The 23,718-nt window shown below is 60.2% G+C and carries 19 protein-coding genes; 8 read left to right on the plus strand and 11 right to left on the minus strand.

The features are described 5' to 3' along the window. Positions 1-150: 150 nt before the first annotated feature. The 9 genes from QZR14_RS23740 to bioB form a co-directional block, all read right to left on the minus strand. A complete protein-coding gene (locus QZR14_RS23740) occupies positions 151-1,947 on the minus strand; it encodes an acyl-CoA dehydrogenase C-terminal domain-containing protein (protein ID WP_311997896.1) in 1,797 nt (598 codons plus the stop codon). A 90-nt stretch (positions 1,948-2,037) separates the two neighbouring features. Further along, positions 2,038-3,327: a GGDEF domain-containing protein gene (locus QZR14_RS23745; protein WP_250607899.1), complete on the minus strand. Its 1,290-nt coding sequence runs from the start codon at positions 3,325-3,327 to the stop codon at positions 2,038-2,040. A gap of 192 nt (positions 3,328-3,519) precedes the next feature. Then, positions 3,520-5,325: a phenylacyl-CoA dehydrogenase gene (locus tag QZR14_RS23750; RefSeq protein WP_250607897.1), complete on the minus strand. Its 1,806-nt coding sequence runs from the start codon at positions 5,323-5,325 to the stop codon at positions 3,520-3,522. A 274-nt stretch (positions 5,326-5,599) separates the two neighbouring features. After that, a complete protein-coding gene (locus tag QZR14_RS23755; protein WP_093429944.1) occupies positions 5,600-5,896 on the minus strand; it encodes a pyrroloquinoline quinone biosynthesis protein PqqE in 297 nt (98 codons plus the stop codon). Positions 5,897-6,003: 107 nt separating this feature from the next. Beyond that, a complete protein-coding gene (bioD, locus tag QZR14_RS23760) occupies positions 6,004-6,684 on the minus strand; it encodes a dethiobiotin synthase (protein WP_250607895.1) in 681 nt (226 codons plus the stop codon). Beyond that, on the minus strand, positions 6,681-7,487 hold the full coding sequence (gene bioC, locus QZR14_RS23765) for a malonyl-ACP O-methyltransferase BioC (RefSeq protein WP_311997897.1): 807 nt from the start codon (positions 7,485-7,487) through the stop codon (positions 6,681-6,683). Before bioC ends, bioD begins: the two co-directional genes overlap by 4 nt. Further along, the gene (locus QZR14_RS23770; protein WP_311997898.1) at positions 7,480-8,211 is read right to left on the minus strand and encodes an alpha/beta fold hydrolase; all 732 of its coding nucleotides are present in this window, start codon (positions 8,209-8,211) and stop codon (positions 7,480-7,482) included. The genes bioC and QZR14_RS23770 overlap by 8 nt, the downstream gene beginning before the upstream one ends. Beyond that, on the minus strand, positions 8,204-9,382 hold the full coding sequence (gene bioF / locus QZR14_RS23775; protein WP_311997899.1) for an 8-amino-7-oxononanoate synthase: 1,179 nt from the start codon (positions 9,380-9,382) through the stop codon (positions 8,204-8,206). The genes QZR14_RS23770 and bioF overlap by 8 nt, the downstream gene beginning before the upstream one ends. A 131-nt stretch (positions 9,383-9,513) precedes the next feature. Continuing rightward, positions 9,514-10,569, minus strand: coding sequence for a biotin synthase BioB (gene bioB / locus QZR14_RS23780; RefSeq protein WP_007910031.1), 1,056 nt, complete (start codon positions 10,567-10,569; stop codon positions 9,514-9,516). Between the two features lie 91 nt (positions 10,570-10,660). Between bioB and QZR14_RS23785 the strand changes: the two genes are divergently transcribed. From QZR14_RS23785 to rarD, 5 genes are all read left to right on the plus strand, one after another. Next, entirely contained in the window at positions 10,661-11,395 is a 735-nt protein-coding gene (locus tag QZR14_RS23785; protein WP_311997900.1) for a ComF family protein, read from the plus strand. A 189-nt stretch (positions 11,396-11,584) separates the two neighbouring features. After that, complete coding sequence (locus tag QZR14_RS23790; RefSeq protein ID WP_250607885.1) at positions 11,585-12,349, plus strand: TOBE domain-containing protein; 765 nt, start codon at positions 11,585-11,587, stop codon at positions 12,347-12,349. A gap of 70 nt (positions 12,350-12,419) precedes the next feature. After that, entirely contained in the window at positions 12,420-14,321 is a 1,902-nt protein-coding gene (locus QZR14_RS23795; protein ID WP_250607883.1) for a PhoX family protein, read from the plus strand. 167 nt (positions 14,322-14,488) lie between these two features. Continuing rightward, on the plus strand, positions 14,489-15,463 hold the full coding sequence (locus QZR14_RS23800; RefSeq protein ID WP_110720743.1) for a serine/threonine protein kinase: 975 nt from the start codon (positions 14,489-14,491) through the stop codon (positions 15,461-15,463). A 160-nt stretch (positions 15,464-15,623) separates the two neighbouring features. Then, entirely contained in the window at positions 15,624-16,511 is an 888-nt protein-coding gene (gene rarD / locus QZR14_RS23805; RefSeq protein ID WP_250607881.1) for an EamA family transporter RarD, read from the plus strand. 223 nt (positions 16,512-16,734) lie between these two features. Here rarD and QZR14_RS23810 read toward each other — a convergent pair whose 3' ends face one another. Then, positions 16,735-17,253, minus strand: coding sequence for a glycine cleavage system protein R (locus tag QZR14_RS23810; RefSeq protein WP_311997901.1), 519 nt, complete (start codon positions 17,251-17,253; stop codon positions 16,735-16,737). Between the two features lie 503 nt (positions 17,254-17,756). Between QZR14_RS23810 and QZR14_RS23815 the strand changes: the two genes are divergently transcribed. Continuing rightward, a complete protein-coding gene (locus QZR14_RS23815; RefSeq protein ID WP_311997902.1) occupies positions 17,757-19,934 on the plus strand; it encodes a malate synthase G in 2,178 nt (725 codons plus the stop codon). A gap of 323 nt (positions 19,935-20,257) precedes the next feature. Here QZR14_RS23815 and QZR14_RS23820 read toward each other — a convergent pair whose 3' ends face one another. Beyond that, a complete protein-coding gene (locus QZR14_RS23820) occupies positions 20,258-20,704 on the minus strand; it encodes a response regulator (protein WP_250608358.1) in 447 nt (148 codons plus the stop codon). Between the two features lie 259 nt (positions 20,705-20,963). Between QZR14_RS23820 and QZR14_RS23825 the strand changes: the two genes are divergently transcribed. Together QZR14_RS23825 and QZR14_RS23830 are read left to right on the plus strand one after the other, a co-directional pair. Beyond that, positions 20,964-22,898 (plus strand): putative nucleotidyltransferase substrate binding domain-containing protein, encoded by a 1,935-nt coding sequence (locus QZR14_RS23825; protein ID WP_311997903.1) that lies wholly within the window; start codon positions 20,964-20,966, stop codon positions 22,896-22,898. After that, a complete protein-coding gene (locus QZR14_RS23830) occupies positions 22,895-23,602 on the plus strand; it encodes a 3'-5' exonuclease (RefSeq protein ID WP_250608354.1) in 708 nt (235 codons plus the stop codon). Before QZR14_RS23825 ends, QZR14_RS23830 begins: the two co-directional genes overlap by 4 nt. Positions 23,603-23,718 lie beyond the last annotated feature (116 nt).

A 23,718-nucleotide genomic window follows, 5' to 3' on the forward strand; every position in this document is an offset into this window, starting at 1 on the left:
ACCTCAACAACTTTTGCGACACATAGGGTCAACCGGTGACCGATTTGTTATTTTTAGTCACCAGAAAAAGATCGCAGCCTTCGCCAGCGCCTACAGGTAAAACTCGATCCCGTGCAGGAGCTGTCGCAGGCTGCGATCTTTTGATCTTCCTTAAAGCGCAAACATTTCGGAAGGCAGTCTCATCAGGCAATCACTACCCGCCTCAATCGCCGCCCGATGCGCTGCCGTACGCGGCAACAGGCGCTTGAAGTAAAATTCGCACGTCGCCAATTTACCCCGCAGGTAATCCGCCTCACCCTCGCCCGCCTCCAGTTGCGTCTGCGCCACCAGTGCCATGCGCAGCCAGAGATAGCCAAGGATGATGTAACCGCTGTACATCAGATAATCCACCGATGCCGCGCCCACTTCATCCGGGTTTTTCATCGCCGCCATGCCGACCTTCATGGTCAGGTCACCCCACTGCTGATTGAGCTCGTTGAGCTGCGCAACGAAACTGCCCAGTTGCGGGTGTTCGGCGTTGGCCGCGCAGAACTTATGGACGATTTTGGTGAAGCCGCGCAACAACTTGCCCTGACTGCCGAGAACCTTGCGACCTAACAGGTCCAGCGCCTGAATGCCGTTGGTGCCTTCGTAGATCGGCGCAATCCGGCAATCGCGAACCAGTTGCTCCATGCCCCATTCACGAATGAAGCCGTGGCCACCGAACACCTGCATGCCGTGGTTGGTCACTTCCAGGCCGGTGTCGGTCATGAACGCCTTGCAGATCGGCGTGAGGAACGCCAACAGGTCGTCGGCCTCCTGACGCGCCTCGGCATCGCTGCTCAGATGCGCGACATCGAGCAATTGCGCGGTGAAATAGGTCAGCGCACGGTTGCCCTCGTTGAAGGCCTTCATGGTCAGCAGCATGCGCCGCACGTCCGGGTGGACGATGATCGGGTCGGCAGGTTTATCCGGGGCTTTGGCGCCGGTCAGCGCGCGCATCTGCAGGCGGTCGTTGGCGTATTTGATCGCGCCCTGGAAGCTCGCTTCGCCCAGACACAAACCCTGCATGCCGGTGCCGAGGCGTGCGTGGTTCATCATGGTGAACATGCAGTTGAGGCCCTTGTTCGGCTCGCCGATCAGGTAGCCCTTGGCGCCGTCGAAATTGAGCACGCAGGTGGCCGAGGCCTTGATGCCCATTTTGTGTTCGATCGAACCGCAGGACACATCGTTGCGCACGCCCGCCTCACCGGCAGCGTCCGGCAGGAACTTCGGCACGATAAACAGCGAAATGCCTTTGGTCCCGGCCGGCGCATCCGGCAGTTTTGCCAGCACCAGATGGATGATGTTGTCGCTCATGTCGTGCTCGCCGGCAGAAATGAAAATCTTGCTGCCGGTGACCGCATAACTGCCGTCGGCCTGGGGCACGGCGCGGGTCTTGATGATCCCCAGGTCAGTGCCGCAATGAGCTTCGGTCAGGCACATGGTGCCGGTCCATTGGCCGGCAGTGAGTTTGCTCAGGTAGGTGTCTTTCTGCTCGGCGCTGCCATGGGCATGGATCGCCGACATCGCGCCGTGGGTCAGGCCTGGGTACATGCCCCAGGACGTATTGCTCGAGCCAACCATCTCGCTGATCACCAGCCCCAGCGAACTCGGCAGGCCTTGGCCACCGTAAGCCGGATCTGCCGCCAGACCGTGCCAGCCGCCTTCGACGTATTGTGCGAAGGCTTGCTTGAAGCCTGTAGGCGTTGTCACCACACCGTTGTCGAAATGGCAGCCCTCTTCGTCACCGCTGCGATTGAGTGGCGCCAGAACGTTCTCGCAGAACTTCGCGCCCTCTTCGAGGATCGCGTTGATCATGTCCGGGCTGGCGTCGTGCGCGCCGAGGGCGGCGTAGTTGCTGTGGAAGTCGAAAACGTGGTCGATCAGAAAGCGCATGTCGCGCAGGGGAGCTTTGTACTCAGGCATGGTGGCTTCTCCGTCAGCAGATTTCTTCAACCTACTGCCGGACACCACACCCCACAATCATTGTGCAGACGCTGAATGCGCCGTTATCACTCAACCTGCGGCAGCGTCCATGCGCACCGCGCCACGGCGGTTTTGTCCGTACGCCATCACGCAGTTACGCCCCGCGCCTTTCGCGGCGTAGAGCGCCTCGTCGGCAGACTTGAGCACTTGTTCCGGGTTGCGCTGCTCCACTCGTTCGGCGACGCCAATGCTCACCGTGACGGAAACGCTGGAGGCACCGGAGCCGGCGCGGCGCTGCCGACCTTGTTGGTCATCCTGCGGGCGATTTTCCTGATTGCGCAGTTGAATGTTGTAGGAAGCAATCGATTCGCGGATCACCTCAAGGTGCGGCATGCACTCCTCAAGGGTTTTGCCTGCAAACACCAAAGCGAATTCCTCACCGCCATAGCGATATGCCCTACCACCGCCACCGATTTTCGACAGCTTGCTGGCGACCAGACGCAACACCTGGTCACCGACATCGTGACCATGGGTGTCGTTGAATTTCTTGAAGTGATCGACGTCGCTCATCGCCAATACATAGTTGCGACCCAAGCGCTGCATGCGTTCATTGAGCGCGCGACGGCCCGGCAGACCAGTGAGCTCATCGCGGAAGGCCATTTGATAAGCCTCGTGCGCAACCGCCGCGGCGATCATCAACATCACCTGACTGCACATGATGTTGAGTGTGAACGGCAGAATGAAGGTTTTCGGCAGCATCCAGAACACGCCGAGCAGGCCGACCAGCTGCGCCGCGTGCAGCGGGCGCGGGTTGCGCCAGTACTGCCAGGCCAAGAGCAGGAACGCCGAGATAAACACCGGATAGGACAACTGAATCAAACTCATCCACGCGCCGTGCAGTGCTGGCCAGCGGATCTCCGACAGCCAGATCAGCAATGCCTGGGGATAACTTTGCTCAAGCCCCAACGCCACGCTGCCGAAGGCCAGCAACACAGCAAACCGCGCGACCATGTCCTGAAACAGGTGGGTGCGCTCCTGCCATGCGGCGAACAGGCCGAACAATAACGGCAACAGCAGACACACGAGATGAAACACCACCGCAGCGTCTTCGCGGACCTTGCCGTTGTCGCGGTAATAGTCGGTCTGGGTGTCGAGCAGAAAGTAGGCGATGTACACCGTGAGCATCAGAAACAGTTCGCGCTGACGTCGGTAAACCGCGCAATACGCACCGCCCAACAACAGCACCAACGTCGGCAACACGTTGAACAGCGAAGTGAAGAACACACTGAGGTCTTTGACGTACGCAGCCGCCAACCCCGCAAGTAACAACAGCAGTGATGGCAGGAAATGGCTGAAACGTACAGCGGAAGAACGCGGCAAGGGTAAAGCTCCGACCCGTCATAGCAAAGAGATGGCATTGTGCCTGCAAAGTGCGACCAAGCCCACACAATGTGATCCAGATCACACACTGTCTCTTTAACGGCCGGAAGCCCGACTATCTGAGCGATTCACCAACAAAAAAACCGCTGCCCCCTAACAGGAGCAGCGGTTTTCATGAGACGGCGCTAAAGCTTAGTAGCCCAGTGCGAAGTCTTCTTCTTTCATGTCCATCAGGTTGTTGGCGCCCGACAGCATGGTGGCCACGTGGGTACGAGTACGTGGCAGGATGCGCTGGAAGTAGAAGCGCGCGGTTTGCAGCTTGGCGGTGTAGAACGCTGCGTCGCCAGTGCCTTCTGCCAGCTTTTCAGCTGCCAGACGTGCCATGTCGGCCCAGAAGTAAGCCAGGCAGGCATAACCGGAGTACATCAGGTAGTCCACGGAGGCCGCGCCGACTTCTTCGCGATCTTTCATGGCAGCCATACCAACCTTCATGGTCAGCTCGCCCCATTCCTTGTTGATGGCAGCCAGCGGTGCGACGAACTCTTTAACCGCTTCGTTGCCTTCGTTGTTCTGGCAGAACTTGTGGACAATCTTGGTGAAGCCTTTCAGAGCCTCGCCTTGCGTCATCAACACTTTACGGCCGAGCAGGTCGAGAGCCTGGATACCGGTGGTGCCTTCGTACAGCATCGAAATGCGGCTGTCGCGAACGTTCTGTTCCATGCCCCATTCGGCGATGAAACCATGACCGCCGTAGATCTGTACGCCGTGGTTGGCGGCTTCGAAACCGACTTCGGTCATGAACGCCTTGGCGATCGGAGTCATGAAGGCCAGCAGTGCGTCGGCTTTCTTTTTCTCTTCTTCATCGACGCCGTATTTGACGATGTCGACCTGTTTGGCGGTGAAGTACACCATCGCACGGTTACCTTCGGCGAACGCCTTCATGGTCAACAGCATGCGGCGTACGTCTGGGTGCACGATGATCGGGTCAGCGGCTTTGTCCGGCGCTTTCGGGCCAGTCAGGGAGCGCATCTGCAGACGATCGCGAGCGTATTTCAGGCCACCCTGGAACCCGATTTCGGCGTGGGCCAGACCTTGCAGCGCGGTACCCAGGCGAGCGGTGTTCATAAAGGTGAACATGCAGTTCAGGCCTTTGTTCGCCGGGCCGATCAGGAAACCGGTAGCGCCGTCGAAGTTCATCACGCAGGTGGCGTTGCCGTGGATGCCCATCTTGTGTTCCAGCGAACCGCAGCTCACTGCGTTGCGTGCACCGACGGTGCCATCGGCGTTCGGCAGGAACTTTGGAACGATGAACAGCGAGATGCCTTTGGTGCCAGCCGGTGCATCCGGCAGGCGTGCCAGCACGATGTGGACGATGTTATCGGCCATGTCGTGTTCACCGGCCGAGATGAAGATCTTGGTGCCGGAGACTTTATAGGAGCCATCAGCCTGAGGTTCGGCCTTGGTGCGCAGCATGCCCAGGTCGGTGCCGCAGTGCGGTTCGGTCAGGCACATGGTGCCGGTCCATTCACCGGAAACCAGTTTGGTCAGATAGGCTTCTTGCTGCTCAGGGGTGCCGTGCTCGGAGATGGTGTTCATCGCGCCGTGCGACAGGCCTGGGTACATGCCCCACGACCAGTTGGCTTCGCCAACCATTTCGCTCACTGCCAGACCCAGCGATTCAGGCAAGCCTTGGCCGCCGTGCTCAACGTCGTGAGCGAGGCTTGGCCAGCCACCTTCAACGAATTGCTTGTAAGCCTCTTTGAAGCCGGTCGGGGTTTTCACGCCGGACTCGCTCCAGGTGCAACCTTCGAGGTCGCCCACGCGGTTCAGCGGCGCCAGTACCTGCTCACAAAACTTGGCGCCTTCTTCGAGAATGGCGTCAACCATGTCCGGAGTTGCGTCTGCGCAAGCCGGAAGGCTCTGATAGTGCGCTTCGTAGCCGAGCAGTTCGTCACGAACGAAGCGAATATCACGCAAGGGGGCCTTGTAGTCAGGCATAGCGATAAACCTCTGCTGATGTAACCGGGAATGAACGACCGTGTTGATTTGTTGTGACGGTCAAACAGTTGTTTGAAACATACGTTTACGCTGAAATCTTGTCAAGCGTCGATCTTTTGCCGTTCGTCATCAGAATTTTCAAACGTCGGACACAGCAAACCGCCATGCGCTCGAACGAGCCACGGGCGCTGAAAAAAGATTAGTTGAGGGAGAAGGACTTACAACGAAAAACGCCGCGACAAAGCGCGGCGTTCAGAATGCAGTTGGCGAAAAATCAGGCGAAGGTGTCGATGATCGTACCGAGCATTTCGTCGGAAGCTTTGGCGACTTTCACGCCCAGTTCCACTTGAAATTTGCCTTGAGCCATTTGAACCATGTCGCTGCCCAGATCCATTTGCTGGCTGCGATCAACGCCGCGCAGACGGTCGACCTGCGCTTCCGAAGACTGGCTGGTGACCGAACGCTCAATGGTGTTGTTGGCAATCTGGCTGGCGGCCTGATCGACGCGGTTCTGCCCGCTCTGAATCGAGCTCAGACCTGCATAAAAAGCTGTGTTACCGGAGATTTCCATAACAGTTCTCATCCTTGGGAAGGATCAATGGCGCCATTGAACCAGAGGCGCCAGAAAAACACCCGTCAAAAACACTAATGGCACAGTGCCTGCCCATAGAGAAAAGCTTAGTCGAGCAGATCCAGTTGTAAATGATCCGCCACCGCCTCTGCGGTCAAGGCCTTGAGCTTCGGCACGCGCCCCAGGCACGGCGCCGGAATCCGCTCGGCCAATGTGGCGAGGTTCTCCTCCAGCCGCGAAGTCTTCGGATCGATGATATTCGCCACCCACCCGGCCAGTTGCAGCCCATCACGGGCAATCGCCTCGGCCGTCAGCAAGGCATGACTGATACATCCCAGCCGCACGCCCACCACCAGAATCACCGGCAGCTTCAACGCAATTGCCAGATCCGACAGATTGTCCTGATCCGCCAACGGCACGCGCCAGCCACCCGCGCCTTCGATCAAGGTGAAATCGGCATTCATCGCCAGAATCTCGCGCATCGGCGCCAGCAACGATTGTACGGTCAGCGCCACACCCGCTTCGCGCGCCGCCAGATGCGGAGCAATCGCCGGCTCGAACGCCACCGGATTGACCTGTTGATAAGTCAGCGGCAAAGAACACTCAGCCAAAAGCGCCAGCGCATCGGCATTGCGCAACCCCTTGGGCGTGACGTCACATCCGGACGCCACCGGTTTGCCCGCCGCAGTACTCAGCCCCGCCGAACGCGCCGCATGCAGCAGTCCGGCGGCCACCGTGGTCTTGCCGACATCGGTGTCCGTGCCGGTGATGAAATAGGCTGTGCTCATACGGGTTTCTCCAACACGGCGTAGACCACCTGATAAGTCGCCGGCAACCCCGACGCCTCACGGAACTGCTCGTAAGCATCGACCAGCCCGAGAATCCGCGCGCGCCCGGTCAAACCGCCCGGCCGCCCGGGATTCAGATTGTGCGCACCCAAGGCCTTCAATTCATGGGTCAGGCTGCGCACATCCGGGTAATGCAACACGTGAGGCTGATTCTCCAGGCTCAACGTACGCAAGCCACTGGCCGCACACAGTTGCTCATAACGGGCGAACTCGCGGAAGCGGTTGACGTGCACCAGCCCGTCGACCTGCCGCCAGCTGTCGCGCAACTCGAACAACGTCCCGACACAAAGACTAGCAAACGCAAAAATCCCACCCGGTTTCAGTACGCGAAAGGCTTCGCTGAGCACCGCATCGAAGTCCGCGCACCACTGCACGGCGAGGCTGGAGAAAATCAGGTCGCAGGTCGAATCCTGCAACGGCAGCCGCTCCGCATCACCGGCAATGAAATGTTCGGCGCCGCCCAGTGGCCGTGCGTGAGTCAGCATGCCCTCGGCAATGTCCAGCGCCAGGCCTTGTCCCTCGGCAAAACGCGCGGCCAGTGCCCGGGTGAAATAACCGGTGCCGCAGCCCAGATCCAGCCAACGCGCGGGCACGAATGGCGGCAGGCGCTGAAGCAGCTGTGTACCGACATCACGTTGCAACTCGGCGACACTGTCGTAACTGGCCGCCGCGCGGGAGAAAGAGGCCGCGACCTGACGTTTGTCAGGCAAGCCGCCAGGCAGCACTAGAGACAAATCAGTCATCACCGCACTCATGGAGAAAAGCCTGGATAGCGCCCGCCAGTCCGTGGGGGTCTTCCAGAAGAAAGGCATGGCTGGCCTGTTCGATCAGGCCAATTTCGATATCCGGCAACAGGGCGAACAACGCCCCCGCCGCTTCCGCCGGGACCAGAGCGTCCTGTCCGGCGAACAAATGAAACTGCGGGCCACGAAAAGCCTGCAGCGCTTCGCGAGTGTCCATTTGCGCAAGCAATTCCAATCCCGCCATCAACGCCGACGGCGCGGTATTCGGCGCGCCGCCCGCCATCAACCGCGACAACCCGCGCGGGTCCTGCGCACCTTGAGCACAGAGCAGCGAAAACCGTTTGAGGGTCATCCGTGGATCGGCCTGACAACCGGCGAGAAATGCATCGAAGGTCTCGCCCGGCATCGCGTTCGGCCACTGCTCATGGGCAACGAAGGAAGGATTGCTCGCCAGTGTCAGCAAACCGCAGCAACGCTCACCACGGCGCGCCGCCAATTCGGACGCGAGCATGCCGCCCAGGGACCAGCCACCCAGCCAGACGTCTTGAGGAATGCGTTCATCGAGTTCATCCAGCCAGTCTTGCAGGTCGCTGGAATCCAGCTCTGGCAATGGCTCGATTTCAACCTTCAGATGTTCGTCGAGTCCTTGCAAAGCGGCGGCCAGCGGCTCCATCGGCGACACGCCGAGGCCCCAGCCGGGCAGCAGAATCAGGCGATTACGCATGGCTTGGCTCCGACGACAGTTGGGCAAAGCAATCGGCCAGTCCCTCTAACAATAGCTGCACCTGCGCCTCGCTGTGGGCGGCGGTCAGGGTCACGCGCAAGCGCGCGCTGCCGGCGGGCACGGTCGGCGGACGAATCGCGGTGACCATCAGCCCGCGCTCGCGCAACATTTGCGACAACCGCACCGCGCGGCCGGCATCGCCGATCATGATCGGCTGGATCGGCGTGAAGCTGTCCATCAACTCCAGACCGATCTGCTCGGCGCCCTGGCGGAATTGGCGAATCAAGGTCTGCAGATGTTCACGGCGCCAGTGTTCAGTGCGCAGCAACTGCAGACTTCTCAGGGTCGCGCAGGCCAGCGCCGGTGGCTGGCTGGTGGTGTAGATGTACGGACGGGCGAACTGGATCAGGCTCTCGATCAGCTCCTCGTTGCCGGCAACAAATGCCCCCGCCGTGCCAAACGCTTTGCCGAGGGTGCCGACCAGCACCGGCACGTCCTCCTGGCTCAAACCGAAATGCTCGACGATGCCCCCGCCGTTCGCACCCAGCGGGCCGAAACCGTGAGCGTCATCGACCATCAACCACGCGCCTTTGGCCTTGGCTTCACGGGCCAGCGCCGGCAGGTCAGCGAGATCGCCGTCCATGCTGAACACACCGTCAGTGACCACCAGTGTATTACCGGTAGCTTTCTCCAGACGTTTGCCCAGACTCACTGCGTCGTTGTGCAGATAACGACTGAAACGCGCGCCGGACAACAGCCCCGCGTCGAGCAGCGAAGCGTGGTTGAGGCGATCTTCCAGCACCGTATCGCCCTGCCCGACCAGCGCCGTGACCGCGCCAAGGTTGGCCATGTAGCCGGTGGTGAACAGCAGCGCACGCGGGCGCCCGGTGAGATCAGCGAGTGCTTCTTCCAGCGCGTGATGCGGGCCGCTGTGGCCGATCACCAGATGCGAGGCGCCACCGCCGACACCCCAGCGCTCAGCGCCGGCGCGCCAGGCTTCGATCACTTGCGGGTGATTGGCCAGACCGAGGTAATCGTTATTGCAGAAGGCGAGCAACGGTTGGCCGTCGACCACCACTTGCGGCCCCTGCGGGGATTCGAGCAGCGGCCGCTGGCGATAGAGGTTTTCGGCACGACGGGCAGCAAGGCGTGCGGCGAGATCGAAAGACATGCAGGCCTCACATCTGAAAAATGACTGTGTAGGAGCTGCCGAAGGCTGCGATCTTTTGATGTTGTTTTTTTAAAAGACAAGATCAAAAGATCGCTGCCTTCGGCAGCTCCTACATGGAATCCGTATGGCGATCAGACGGCAGCGTTATAGAACTGCTCGCTGCTCTTCTGCTCCACCAGCGCCTGTTCGATTGCGGCCTGGTGAACCTCATCGGAATGTTCTTCACGGGCTTCCGGTTGAATACCCAAACGCGCAAACAGCTGCATGTCCTTGTCGGCCTGCGGGTTGGCGGTGGTCAGCAACTTGTCGCCGTAGAAAATCGAGTTGGCGCCGGCGAAGAAGGCCAGGGCCTGCATCTGCTCGTTCATCGCTTCGCGGCCGGCGGACAGGCGCACGTGGGATTGCGGCATGAGGATGCGGGCCACGGCGAGCATGCGGATGAAGTCGAACGGGTCGACGTCTTCGGCGTTTTCCAAAGGCGTACCGGCGACCTTCACCAACATGTTGATCGGCACCGATTCCGGATGCTCCGGCAGATTGGCCAACTGGATCAGCAGATTGGCGCGGTCATCCAGCGACTCGCCCATGCCAAGGATGCCGCCGGAGCAGATCTTCATCCCCGATTCACGCACATAGGCCAGCGTTTGCAGACGTTCGCTGTAAGTACGGGTGGTGATGATGCTGCCGTAGAACTCGGGCGACGTGTCGAGGTTGTGGTTGTAGTAATCGAGACCGGCCTTGGCCAGTGCTTCGGTCTGATCCTGGTCGAGACGGCCGAGGGTCATGCAGGTCTCCAGGCCCATGGCCTTTACGCCTTCAACCATTTTCAGCACGTACGGCATGTCTTTCGCCGACGGGTGCTTCCACGCCGCGCCCATGCAGAAACGTGTCGAGCCGATGGCCTTGGCGCGTGCAGCCTCTTCGAGGACCTTCTGCACTTCCATCAGCTTTTCTTTTTCAAGACCGGTGTTGTAGTGACCGGACTGCGGGCAGTACTTGCAGTCTTCCGGGCAGGCGCCGGTCTTGATCGACAGCAGGGTCGAAACCTGAACGCGGTTGGCGTTGAAATGTGCGCGGTGCACCGTCTGCGCCTGGAACAGCAAGTCGTTGAATGGCTGTACGAAGAGTGCTTTGACTTCGGCCAGAGACCAGTCGTGACGCAGGGTGGCAGTGGTGCTCGCGCTCATGGGGAGTTCCTTGGTTATGCTTGGCTGGCGGCTGCGGGAATGGAATACCCACAGGCGCGACACGGATGTTCGGCATATTTAAGGAAGAGTGATGCGCTGTCAACCACGATACGAAGGACAGGTTTACATCTGTTTAAATAATGTACAGAGCTGCTTGCTTTGCGATGAGCCGGCAGAAGCAGAAATGCCAATCTGCGTGGCTTGCGAAACTGATTTGCCGTGGCTCGGCGACCACTGCCAGACCTGCGCCCTGCCACTCTGCGCCGCCGCCCTGACCTGTGGCGAGTGCCTGCTAGAGCCGCCGGCGTTCGAGCAGGTGGTAGTGCCGTGGCGCTATGGCTTCCCGGTCGACAGTTTGATTACGCGTTTTAAACACAACGCAAAATGGCCGTTTGGTCACCTGCTCGCCGACGTTCTCGGGCAATACCTGCAACATCGCTTCGATGAGGGCTTGCCGAGGCCTGATGTGTTGTTGCCGGTGCCGCTGGCGAACAAACGTCTGCGCCAACGCGGGTTTAACCAGGCCGCAATGTTGGCGCGCTGGTTGAGTGAGTCGCTGGATCTGCCCTGCGAAGAACAGCTTTTGCGACGAACCAAGGATACCGACGCCCAGCAGGTTCTCGATGCCAAGGCGCGTAAAGGTAATCTGCGCAATGCCTTCAGCCTGATACCCGACTCCGATGTGAAAGGCCGGCATCTGGCGTTGATCGATGATGTGCTGACTACGGGTGCCACCGCCGAGGCAATCGCCCGCTTGCTGATGAACGCCGGGGCGGCGCGGGTTGATGTCTATTGCCTGGCCCGCACGCCGAAACCCGGTAGCTGAGGTCAGCGCGATCCTCATGTGGGAGCGAGCCTGCTCGCGAAGTGGCCAGCACATTCAAAATCAATGTTGACTGACACGCCGCCTTCGCGAGCAGGCTCGCTCCCACAGGGTTCTGTGTCGGGCTTGACTCTCCCGTTGCAAGCGGCCAACTTCCCTCCTCACCGCCAAAGCAAAAAAAAGCATCCATCCATGTCCATGCCTTCCCTGCTCTCCCAGCACATCGTCCGTCGTCCGCAGCGCATCGCCTTGCTGCAACACATCGCCGAACAGGGTTCGATCACCCGCGCGGCGAAAAGCGCTGGTCTGAGCTACAAAGCGGCGTGGGACGCCATCGATGAGCTGAACAACCTGGCGCAAAAACCATTGGTCGAACGCGCCGTCGGTGGCAAGGGTGGCGGCGGCGCGAAACTGTCCAGCGAAGGCGAGCGCGTTTTGCGCCTGTACCAAAAACTGCAGGCCTTGCAGGCCCAGGTGCTGGAGGCAGCGGAAGACGCCAGCGACCTCGATCTGCTCGGTCGTTTGATGCTCAGAACCAGTGCGCGCAATCAGTTGCACGGCAAGGTCGTGGCGATCAAAGCGCAGGGCCGCAATGACCTGATCCGCCTCGAACTGGCCGAAGGGCTGTGCCTCGACGCGCAGATCACCCACGACAGCACCGTGCACCTGGAGCTGCAAGCCGGCACCGAAGTGGTGGCGCTGATCAAGGCCGGTTGGCTGGAATTGCTCAGCAACGAGCAGCCTGCAACGTCTGGTCACAATCTTCTCAGCGGCATCATCGAAGCGATTCTCGACGCCGAGGATGGCCCGAGCGAAGTGCGCATTACCCTGCCCAACGGCCATACCCTCTGTGCCCTGGCGGAACCGCTGGACCTGCGCACTCGCGGGCTGGGCGTCGCACAACCGGTGCAGGTGCAGTTTTCGCCGTCCAATGTGCTGATCGGCACACCGCTGTAATCGGGCGCTGCAACGAAAGCGTCATCGACGCTCATTAAGGTGGCTGCCAAAACCATGCAGGGAGCCTGATGTGAGCCTATTAGAAGAAAACCAATCCACAGACCTGGAAAAAATGGTCGGCCTCAGCCGTCGCGGTTTCATCGGCGCCGGCGCGCTGTGCGGCGCGGCGATGTTCCTCGGCGGTAGCCTGTTGAGCCGCAGCGCGCTGGCCACTGGCGTCAGCGCCGGCAACAGCCGTCTGCTCGGTTTCGAGAGTATTCCGGCGGCAACCACTGATGTGATCAGCCTGCCCAAAGGCTACAAGTCTTCGGTGCTGATCAGTTGGGGCCAGCCCCTGCACAAGAACGGCCCGGCCTTCGACCCGAGCGGCAACGGCACCGCCGCCGCCCAGGAAGTGCAGTTCGGCGACAACAATGACGGCATGAGCCTGTTCGCCTTCCCCGACGACCGCAACCGCGCGTTGATGGCAATCAACAACGAATACACCAACTACCGCTACCTCTACCCGCATGGCGGCATGCCGCAATCGGCCGAAGACGTGCGCAAGGCACTGGCCTGCGAGGGCGTGTCGGTGATTGAAGTGCAGCGCAAGAACGGTCAGTGGCAGTTCGTCCAGGGCTCGCGCTACAACCGCCGGATTCACGGCAACTCGCCGCTGCGCATCAGCGGCCCGGCGGCCGGTCACGACTTGATGAAAACCGCCGCCGACAAACACGGCAAGAAAGTCCTCGGCACCTTCCAGAACTGCGCCAACGGCAAAACCCCGTGGGGCACTTACCTGACCTGCGAAGAAAACTTCACCGACTGCTTCGGCAGCAGCAATGCCCAGCAGCAGTTCGACCCGGCGCAGAAGCGTTACGGCGTCTCGGTCGCCAGCCGCGAGATCAACTGGCACCCGTACGACCCGCGCTTCGACATGGCGAAGAACCCCAACGAACTCAACCGTCACGGCTGGGTGGTCGAGATCGATCCGTTCGATCCGCAATCGACCCCGGTCAAACGTACGGCGCTGGGCCGCTTCAAGCATGAGAACGCCGCCCTCGCCGAGACCGACGACGGTCGCGCCGTGGTGTACATGGGCGACGACGAGCGTGGCGAGTTCATCTACAAATTCGTCAGCCGCGATCGCATCAACCATCGCAACGCCAAGGCCAACCGCGACATCCTCGATCACGGCACCTTGTACGTGGCCAGGTTCGATGCCGGCGACGGCAACCCTGATCACCCGAAAGGCCAGGGCCAGTGGATCGAACTGACCCACGGCAAGAACGGCATCGACGCCAGCAGCGGCTTCGCCGATCAGGCCGAAGTGCTGATCCATGCGCGCCTCGCCGCCAGCGTCGTTGGCGCGACGCGCATGGACCGTCCGGAGTGGATCGTCGTCAGTCCGAAAGACGGCCAGGTCTATTGCACCCTGACCAACAATGCCAAGCGCGGCGAAGACGGTCAGCCGGTAGGCGGACCAAACCCGCGTGAGAAGAACGTCTACGGGCAGATCCTGCGCTGGCGCACCGACCGCGACGATCACGCGTCGAAGACGTTTGCCTGGGACCTGTTCGTGGTCGCCGGCAATCCGGGCGTACATGCCGGGACGCCGAAGGGCGGCTCGTCGAATATCACCCCGCAGAACATGTTCAACAGCCCGGATGGTCTGGGCTTCGACAAGGCCGGGCGCCTGTGGATTCTCACTGACGGTGATTCGAGCAACGCCGGCGACTTTGCCGGGATGGGCAATAACCAAATGCTTTGCGCCGATCCGAAGACCGGTGAGATCCGCCGCTTCATGGTCGGGCCGATTGGTTGTGAAGTGACGGGGATCAGCTTCTCGCCGGATCAGAAAACCCTGTTTGTCGGGATTCAGCATCCGGGAGAGAACGGTGGTTCGACCTTCCCTGAGCATTTGCCGAATGGCAAGCCGCGATCTTCGGTGATGGCGATTACCCGCGAGGATGGCGGGATCGTCGGCGCCTGATAAACCGCTTTCGCGAGCAGGCTCGCTCCCACAGGGGGATCGCTTTCCTAATGTGGGAGTAAGCCTGCTCGCGATGGCTTTAGCGAAGACACCAACCACCTCCCCCGCTGCCATCTGCGCTACCATGCTGGGCCGGACGCGGCAGCCTGCTGCGCGCAGGAGTCAGCATGGCCCACCCGTTTGAAACCCTCACCCCCGACCTCGTGCTCGATGCCGTTGAAAGCATCGGCTTCCTCAGTGATGCGCGCATTCTGGCGCTCAACAGCTACGAAAACCGCGTCTATCAGGTCGGCATCGAAGACTCCGAACCGCTGATCGCCAAGTTCTACCGCCCGCAACGCTGGACCAACGAGGCCATACTCGAAGAACACCAATTCACCTTTGAACTGGCCGACGTCGAAATCCCGGTGGTGGCGCCGCTGATCCACAACGGCGAAACCCTGCACGAACACGCCGGTTTCCGTTTCACCCTGTTCCCGCGTCGCGGCGGCCGCGCGCCGGAGCCGGGCAATCTCGATCAACTGTATCGCCTCGGTCAGTTACTCGGACGTATTCACGCGGTCGGTGCGACCAAGCCGTTCGAACATCGTGAAGCCCTCGCTGTGCAGAACTTCGGCCACGCTTCGCTGAATACTTTGCTCGAAGGCAATTTCATTCCGAAAAGCCTGCTGCCGGCCTACGAGTCCGTCGCCCGCGACCTGCTTAAACGCGTGGAAGATGCTTACGCCAACACACCGCACCAGAACATCCGCATGCACGGCGACTGCCACCCCGGCAACATGATGTGCCGCGACGAGATGTTCCACATCGTCGACCTCGACGACTGCCGCATGGGCCCGGCGGTGCAGGACATCTGGATGATGCTCGCCGGTGATCGTCAGGAATGCCTGGGGCAGTTGTCGGAACTGATGGACGGCTACAACGAATTCCATGACTTCGACCCGCGCGAACTGGCGCTGATCGAACCATTGCGCGCGTTGCGCCTGATGCATTACAGCGCCTGGCTCGCGCGGCGCTGGGACGACCCGGCGTTCCCGCACAGCTTTCCGTGGTTCGGCACCGAGCGTTATTGGGGCGATCAGGTGCTGGCGTTGCGTGAGCAGCTATCAGCGCTTAACGAAGAACCTTTGAAGTTGTTCTGAATTAAAGATCAAAAGATCGCAGCCTTCGGCAGCTCCTACATGGATCGCATTCCCCTGTAGGAGCTGCCGATGGCTGCGATCTTTTCGCTTTCTGACACGACACATCTATACAACCTCCTTACAATCCCTCCTTTGTTAGCTGCCTAAGCAAGGATTCTGCATGCAAGCCGCCAACCCGCGTCGCGGGTACATTCTGGGCCTGAGTGCCTACATCATCTGGGGCCTGTTCCCGATCTACTTCAAAGCCATCGCCGAAGTGCCGGCCGTCGAAATCATCATCCATCGGGTGCTGTGGTCGGCGCTGTTCGGTGCGCTGTTGCTGATGGTGTGGAAACACCCGGGCTGGTTGCGCGAACTGCTCGACAACCCCAAACGCCTGGCGATTCTGGCCCTGAGCGGCACATTGATCGCGGCCAACTGGTTGACCTACGTATGGTCGGTGAATAACGGACGCATGCTGGAGGCGAGCCTCGGTTACTACATCAACCCGTTGGTAAACGTGCTGTTGGGGATGTTGATTCTCGGCGAACGCCTGCGCCGCATGCAGTGGCTCGCGGTCGGCCTGGCGGCGGTTGGTGTGGCGCAACAGGTGTGGCAGGTCGGCAGTCTGCCCTGGGTGTCGCTGGTGCTGGCGCTGACGTTCGGCTTCTACGGCTTGATCCGCAAGCAGGCGCCGGTCAAGGCATTGCCGGGGCTGGTGGTGGAAACCTGGATGCTGGTGCCGATAGCGCTGGCCTGGCTGCTGTTCAACCAGACCGCCACCAGTGCGCAGCCAGAGTTCTGGACCACCTCGCAAGCCTGGTGGCTGGTAGCGGCCGGCCCGGTGACGCTGGTGCCGCTGGTGTGCTTCAACGCCGCCACCCGACACCTGCCCTACACCACCATCGGTTTCCTGCAATACCTGGCGCCGACCCTGGTGCTGCTGCAAGCGGTGCTGCTGTTCGGCGAACACTTGTCGTCGAGCACGTTGATCGCGTTCATCTTCATCTGGGCCGGTCTGGCCGTTTACAGCGTCGATGCGGTGATCAGTTTGCGTCGGCGCAGCTGATCAAAAAACACACAAACCTTCACAGGCCACGGTTCTCGTGGCCTGCATCGTTCCTTCCCAAGGTTATCCACAGCGTGATCCCCGCCGTTTGTGCGCAAGTCACTGAATGTTGGCGGTTTTTTGATCAGTTTCACACAAGCCCCGGCCGGCGTGGCGCTGCGCCCGGTCTCTACAGGTTATCCACAGGCAGGTGCACGTTAAAACTGGATAACCCGGTCAGGGCTTAAATGTCTGTGCGTAACACCAGTTCGACCATCAAATCATCGGCCAGGGTTTCCAGCCGCGACTGCAATACATCCAGCGACAGGGTCAGCGGCACCGCGAGAATCGCTTCGGCGTGAAACAGCGGCTCGCTGCTCATTGGCGCCGGGCGCACTTCTGTTACCAGTCTTTCCAGATTAACGCCCTGCTCGCTCAACAGCCGGGTGATGTCGCGCACAATCCCCGGGCGATCGTTACCCACCAATTCCATGGCGATCGGTTTCCAGGTACAGGACTGCTCGATGCCGCTCTCGGCAATCAGCACGCGGATGCCGTGAGCCGACAGCGCTTGTAGGGCATCGACTAATTCGTCGTAAGCCTCTGCCGGCACCCCCACGCGAAGAATCCCGGCGAACTGCCCGGCCATCCGCGACATGCGGCTTTCCAGCCAGTTACCACCGTGTTCGGCGATGCATTGGGCGATGCGCTCGACCTGCCCGGGTTTGTCCGGGGCGAATACGGTGAGTACGAGATGGTCCATGGCGCAGCCCTCTTGTCATGACTTTTGTTGTAGAAGGGCAAGTATAGGCAAGGGTCGATTTTGCGTTGAGGCGACCGACGCTTTCGCGAGCAGGCTCGCTCCCACATAAACCGGCGCCATAGCAGCCAAATACCATTTATGTGTACAACTTTTTATATTTAGCTGGAACAATCCAATGGTTTTTTGAGAACATCCCGTTCCGCGATGTGACCGCAATGCGACATGAGGTCGCAGAACGACGTAATTAGTCTGATTTTCACAAGCGCAACTCATCATGTAGTATGCCGCAGCGCGCACTACATAACGCCGGATCGATGTCTGCCCAAGGCCTGTTCGCAACCCTGAAAGCCCCGTCAGCAAGGCCCCAAGCCGTTGATTGGTCCCAGCCCAGCCGCCCGCAATGGCATGTACTGGTCGGCAGGTTTGTGGTTTAAATGGCCAGAGGCTTCATTGTCAAATTGAAGAGCTGAAAAGCGAAATAGCTGAGCAGAGTGAGGCAAGCAATGACTGAACACGTTCAAGTCGGTGGCCTGCAGGTCGCCAAAGTCCTGTTCGACTTCGTGAACAACGAAGCCATTCCCGGTACCGGCCTCACCGCCGACAAATTCTGGGAAGGTGCCGACAAGGTCATTCATGACCTGGCGCCGAAGAACAAAGCCCTACTCGCCAAACGCGATGACTTCCAGGCTCGCATTGATGCCTGGCACCAGGAACGCGCCGGTCAGGCGCACGACGCCGTAGCCTACAAAGCGTTCCTGCAGGAAATCGGTTATCTGCTGCCAGAAGCGGCTGATTTCCAGGCAACGACGCAAAACGTCGATGACGAAATCGCTCGCACCGCCGGCCCACAACTTGTTGTACCGGTGATGAACGCCCGCTTCGCTCTCAATGCCTCGAACGCCCGCTGGGGTTCGCTGTACGACGCCCTCTACGGCACCGACGCGATCAGCGAAGACGGTGGCGCGGAAAAAGGCAAAGGCTACAACAAGGTGCGTGGCGACAAAGTCATCGCCTTCGCCCGTGCGTTCCTCGACGAAGCTGCGCCATTGGCTGCTGGCTCCCATGTCGATTCGACCGCCTACAAAATCGCTGACGGCAAACTGCTGGTCACCCTCAAGGGCGGCAGCAACAGTGGCCTGCGCGACGACGCGCAACTGATCGGTTTCCAGGGCGACGCCAATGCGCCAATCGCCATCCTGCTGAAACACAACGGCCTGCATTTCGAAATCCAGGTCGACGCCAGCACCCCGGTCGGCCAGACCGACGCCGCCGGCGTCAAAGACATCCTGATGGAAGCGGCCCTGACCACCATCATGGACTGCGAAGACTCCGTGGCTGCCGTCGATGCCGACGACAAAGTGGTGATTTACCGCAACTGGCTCGGCCTGATGAAGGGCGACCTCGCGGAATCCGTGTCCAAGGGCGGCCAGACCTTTACCCGCACCATGAACCCGGATCGCACCTACACCGCGCCGAATGGCGGTGAAGTAACTCTGCATGGCCGTTCGCTGTTGTTCGTGCGCAACGTTGGCCACTTGATGACCATCGACGCGATCCTCGACAGTCAAGGCAACGAAGTGCCGGAAGGCATCCTCGACGGTCTGGTCACTTGTCTGGCGGCGATGCACAACCTCAACGGCAACACCTCGCGTCGTAACACCCGCACCGGCTCGGTCTACATCGTTAAACCGAAGATGCACGGCCCGGAAGAAGCGGCGTTCACCAACGAGCTGTTCGGTCGCATCGAAGACGTGCTGGGCCTTGCGCGCAACACCCTGAAAGTCGGGATCATGGACGAGGAGCGCCGCACCACGGTCAACCTCAAGGCGTGCATCAAGGCAGCCAGCGAGCGCGTGGTGTTCATCAACACCGGTTTCCTCGACCGCACCGGCGACGAAATCCACACCTCCATGGAAGCCGGCCCGGTGGTACGCAAGGCCGACATGAAGGCTGAAAAGTGGATCGGCGCTTACGAAAACTGGAACGTCGATATCGGTCTGAGCACTGGCCTGCAAGGTCGCGCGCAAATCGGTAAAGGCATGTGGGCGATGCCCGACCTGATGGCCGCGATGCTTGAGCAGAAAATCGCTCACCCAATGGCCGGTGCCAACACCGCTTGGGTGCCGTCGCCGACTGCGGCTGCGCTGCACGCGCTGCACTACCACAAGGTTGATGTGTTCGCCCGTCAGGCCGAACTGGCCAAACGTGCTCGTGCTTCGGTGGACGACATCCTGACCATCCCGCTGGCGGTCAACCCGAACTGGACGCCGGAGCAGATCAAGAACGAACTGGACAACAACGCCCAGGGCATTCTCGGTTATGTGGTGCGCTGGATCGACCAGGGTGTGGGTTGCTCGAAAGTGCCGGATATCAACGACGTCGGCCTGATGGAAGACCGTGCCACGCTGCGTATCTCCAGCCAGCACATCGCCAACTGGCTGCGCCACGGTGTGGTCACCGAAGCGCAAGTGATGGAAAGCCTCAAGCGCATGGCGCCAGTGGTGGACCGTCAGAACGCCAACGACCCGCTGTACCGTCCGCTGGCACCGGACTTCGACAGCAACATCGCCTTCCAGGCGGCGGTCGAACTGGTGATCGAAGGCACCAAACAGCCGAACGGTTATACCGAGCCGGTGCTGCACCGTCGTCGTCGCGAGTTCAAGGCTGCCAACGGCCTGTAAATTTGCGTAGATGTGAAAAAGCCCTGATCGAAAGATCAGGGCTTTTTTGTTTGTGCGCTGGGATTGGGTTTGTAGTCGGCTTGAGATCCATCCCCCTCACCCCAACCCTCTCCCCCAGGGGGTAGAGGGGGAAAGGGAGCAGATTTATATGCTTTTCAAAATCTGAGTTCGGCTCAGGAATTGCCAGGGTAGAGGGGAAAGGGGGCCGATCTTTGTGCTTTTCAAAACCGGAGTTCGACTGAGGACGATCAAGTCGGTGTACCTCGTACATCCACCCCGGTCAGTCCCCTCTCCCTCTGGGAGAGGGTTAGGGTGAGGGGCTCTTAGGGTTCTATCCCCAGTTCATGCTTCACCAACGCCAACAACTTGCCCGTATCAATCGGCTTGAGCAGAAAATCCACCACGCTCAGATGCATCGCCGCAATCGCGTCTTTCACATCCGCATCGCCGGACACAATGATGATCGGCAGCGCCGCCCGCACCGATTCACGCACCTGCCGAATCAGCTCAAGGCCATCGACATTGCCCATGCGCAAATCGGTAATCACCAACCCGATCGAAGGTTTTTCATCGAGCATCTTCAGTGCCGTTTCGCCGCTGGCCGCGGTCATGCACCGAATGCCATCCAACGCGAGAATCTCCGACAACAGCTCCCGGGCATCCTTGTCGTCATCGACGATCAGTACACGCTGCGGCGGCAAGTCGGGTTCGAGCATTACAGCGCTGAGCGCTTCACGCTCGGCGTCGCTCAAAATATCGTGGTCGGACATGGCATTCTCTACGTTTTCAAATCAATCACCTGGCACAGTCGTCAGACATCGCTAAGCAGAGCTTCAATGTGCACTTCGTCGGATTTTTTTCCAATAGGCTCACGGGCGAATTTCCGACTGTTTTTGTAGGGCACTTCCCAAATGTGCCCAACGGCAGCTCAAACCTAGACTTACGTCCAATGGGCACTCCGCTCGCAGGGGTCGACCATGGCCAGAACGATCCGACAACAACAATTCGAAAAAGACTGCGGTAATGGTTATGAGTAAAGCGGACGCCTTCACCCAGGCAGGGAAAACCGCGGTATTGCAAAACATCCAGGGCACCCTGCAATTCCTTCAGCGATTCCCGCCTTTCAATCAAATGGAACACGCCCACCTGGCCTATCTGGTGGAGCAATGTCAGCTGCGTTTCTACGGCCAGGGCGAAAGCATCATCAAACCCGCCGACGGCCCGGTCGAACACTTCTATATCGTCAAGCAAGGTCGGGTGGTCGGCGAACGTCAGCACATCACCAAACCCGGCACCGAAACCACGTTTGAAATCACCACCGGCGAATGCTTTCCGCTGGCCGCGCTGCTCGGCGAACGCGCAACCCGCACCGAACACCTGGCCGGCGAAGACACCTTCTGCCTGCAACTGAACAAACTGGCGTTCATCAAACTGTTCGCCCTCTCCAACGCCTTTCGCGACTTCGCCTTGCGCGGGGTCAGCAGCCTGCTCGATCAAGTCAACCAGCAAGTGCAGCAGAAAGCCGTGGAAACCCTCGGCACGCAGTACTCGCTGAATACCCGACTGGGCGAACTGGCGATGCGTCACCCGGTGACCTGCGGCCCCGACACACCATTGCGTGAAGCAGTGAAACTGATGCACGAGCAGCAGGTCGGCAGCATCGTGGCGGTGGATGAACACAAAGCCCCACTGGGGATTTTCACCCTGCGCGATCTGCGGCATGTGGTGGCCGCCGGCGTCGGCGACTTCAGCGAAGCCATCGAGCGCCACATGACGCCCGCGCCCTTCTACTTGTCGCCGGATCACAGCGCGTTCGATGCGGCGATTGCCATGACCGAACGGCACATCGCGCACGTCTGTCTGGTCAAGGATCAGCGCCTGTGCGGCGTGGTCTCCGAGCGCGATCTGTTCTCGCTGCAGCGGGTCGACCTGGTGCATCTGGCCCGGACCATCCGCAGCGCCCAGCGCGTCGAACAACTGGTGAGCCTGCGCGGCGAGATCGGCCAACTGGTCGAACGCATGCTCGCCCACGGCGCGTCCTCAACACAGATCACTCACATCATCACCCTGCTCAACGACCACACCGTGTGCCGCGTGATCGAGCTGACCCTCGCGGAAAAAGGCGATCCCGGTGTGCCGTTCAGTTGGCTGTGTTTCGGCAGCGAAGGTCGCCGCGAGCAGACGCTGCACACCGATCAGGACAACGGCATTCTGTTTGACGCGCGGGACGCAGCACACGCGGCGGAGATTCGCGGCAAGCTGCTGCCGATTGCCCAGCAGATCAACCAAAGCCTGGCGCTGTGCGGTTTCACCCTGTGCAAGGGCAACATCATGGCCGGCAATCCCGAGCTGTGTCTGTCGCGGGCGGAATGGGCGCGGCGTTTTGCAGCGTTTATTCGTGAGGCGACGCCGGAGAATCTGCTTGGCTCGAGTATCTATTTCGATCTTCGCGTGGTCTGGGGCGATGAAAAAAGCTGCGAACAATTGCGCCGCGGCATTCTCGATCAGGTCGGCGACAACCGTTTGTTCCAGCGCATGATGGCCGAGAACGCCCTGCGCAATCGTCCGCCGGTGGGACGTTTCCGCGAGTTTGTGCTGGCACGCAAGAATGGCGAGAAAGCCACGCTGGACCTCAAGGTACAGGGCCTGACGCCGTTCGTGGATGGCGCGCGATTGCTGGCGCTGGCCAACGGTATCGACGCCAACAATACCCTCGAGCGCTTCCGTCAGTTGGTCGAGAAAGAAGTCATCGAACGATTGGATGGCGCGGCGTATGAAGAGGCGTACCACTTCATTCAGCAAACGCGCATGCAACAGCATCAACTGCAGACCCGGGAGAACCTGCCCTACTCCAACCGTGTCGACCCGGACAGCCTCAACCATCTCGACCGGCGCATCCTGCGTGAATCCCTGCGCCAGGCCCAGCGCCTGCAGAGCAGCCTGACCTTGCGGTATCAGCTATGAGCCTGTTCTCGTGGCTGCGTCCGGCCAGCCCGGTGTTGCCGGTGGAACTGCAACAGCGTCTTGCGAAGCTGCCGGTGCACCGCGAACTCAGCGAATGCAGCCTGCGTGAACAACGCTGGGTGGTGCTGGATCTGGAAACCACCGGGCTGAATCTGAACAAGGACCGGGTGTTGTCGATCGGGGCGGTGGTGATCGAGGATGGCGCGATCGACTTCAGCCAGCAGTTCGAACGCACGCTGCAATGTCGCGAGCTGAAGCTCAGTCCCAGCGTGTTGATTCACGGCTTGGGGCCGAACGCGATTGCGGCGGGCAGTGAACCAGCCGAGGCGTTGCTGGAGCTCATGGAATTTATCGGCGACAGCCCGGTGCTGGCGTTTCATGCGCCGTTCGATCAGCACATGCTCGGGCGTGCCTTGAAGGAACATCTGGGGCACAAGTTGCAGCCGGTGTTTCTGGATGTCGCCGACATTGCACCGCTGCTGTGTCCGCAAGCGAACATTCGTGAGGCCGGGCTGGATGAGTGGATCGACTGGTTCAAGCTTGAGGTGTTCGAGCGGCACAACGCGAGCGCCGACGCACTGGCCACTGCGGAGTTGGCGTTGATTCTGTTCAGCCGGGCGCGGGGGCAGCAGATTCATAGTCCGTTGAATTTGCAGCAGCGGTTGAGTCAGTGGAAGCGGCGGCAGCAGGCGCCGTCGTTCTGAAGTTGAGTTGAGTTTAGTCCAAGATCCATCACCCTCACCCCAGCCCTCTCCCGGAGGGAGAGGGAGCCGACCGAGGTGTCTCGGGCTTTTCATCGACCTGAGAAATCGAGTCGATT

Source organism: Pseudomonas sp. rhizo66, from assembly GCF_031931925.1.
Classification (GTDB): Bacteria; Pseudomonadota; Gammaproteobacteria; order Pseudomonadales; family Pseudomonadaceae; genus Aquipseudomonas.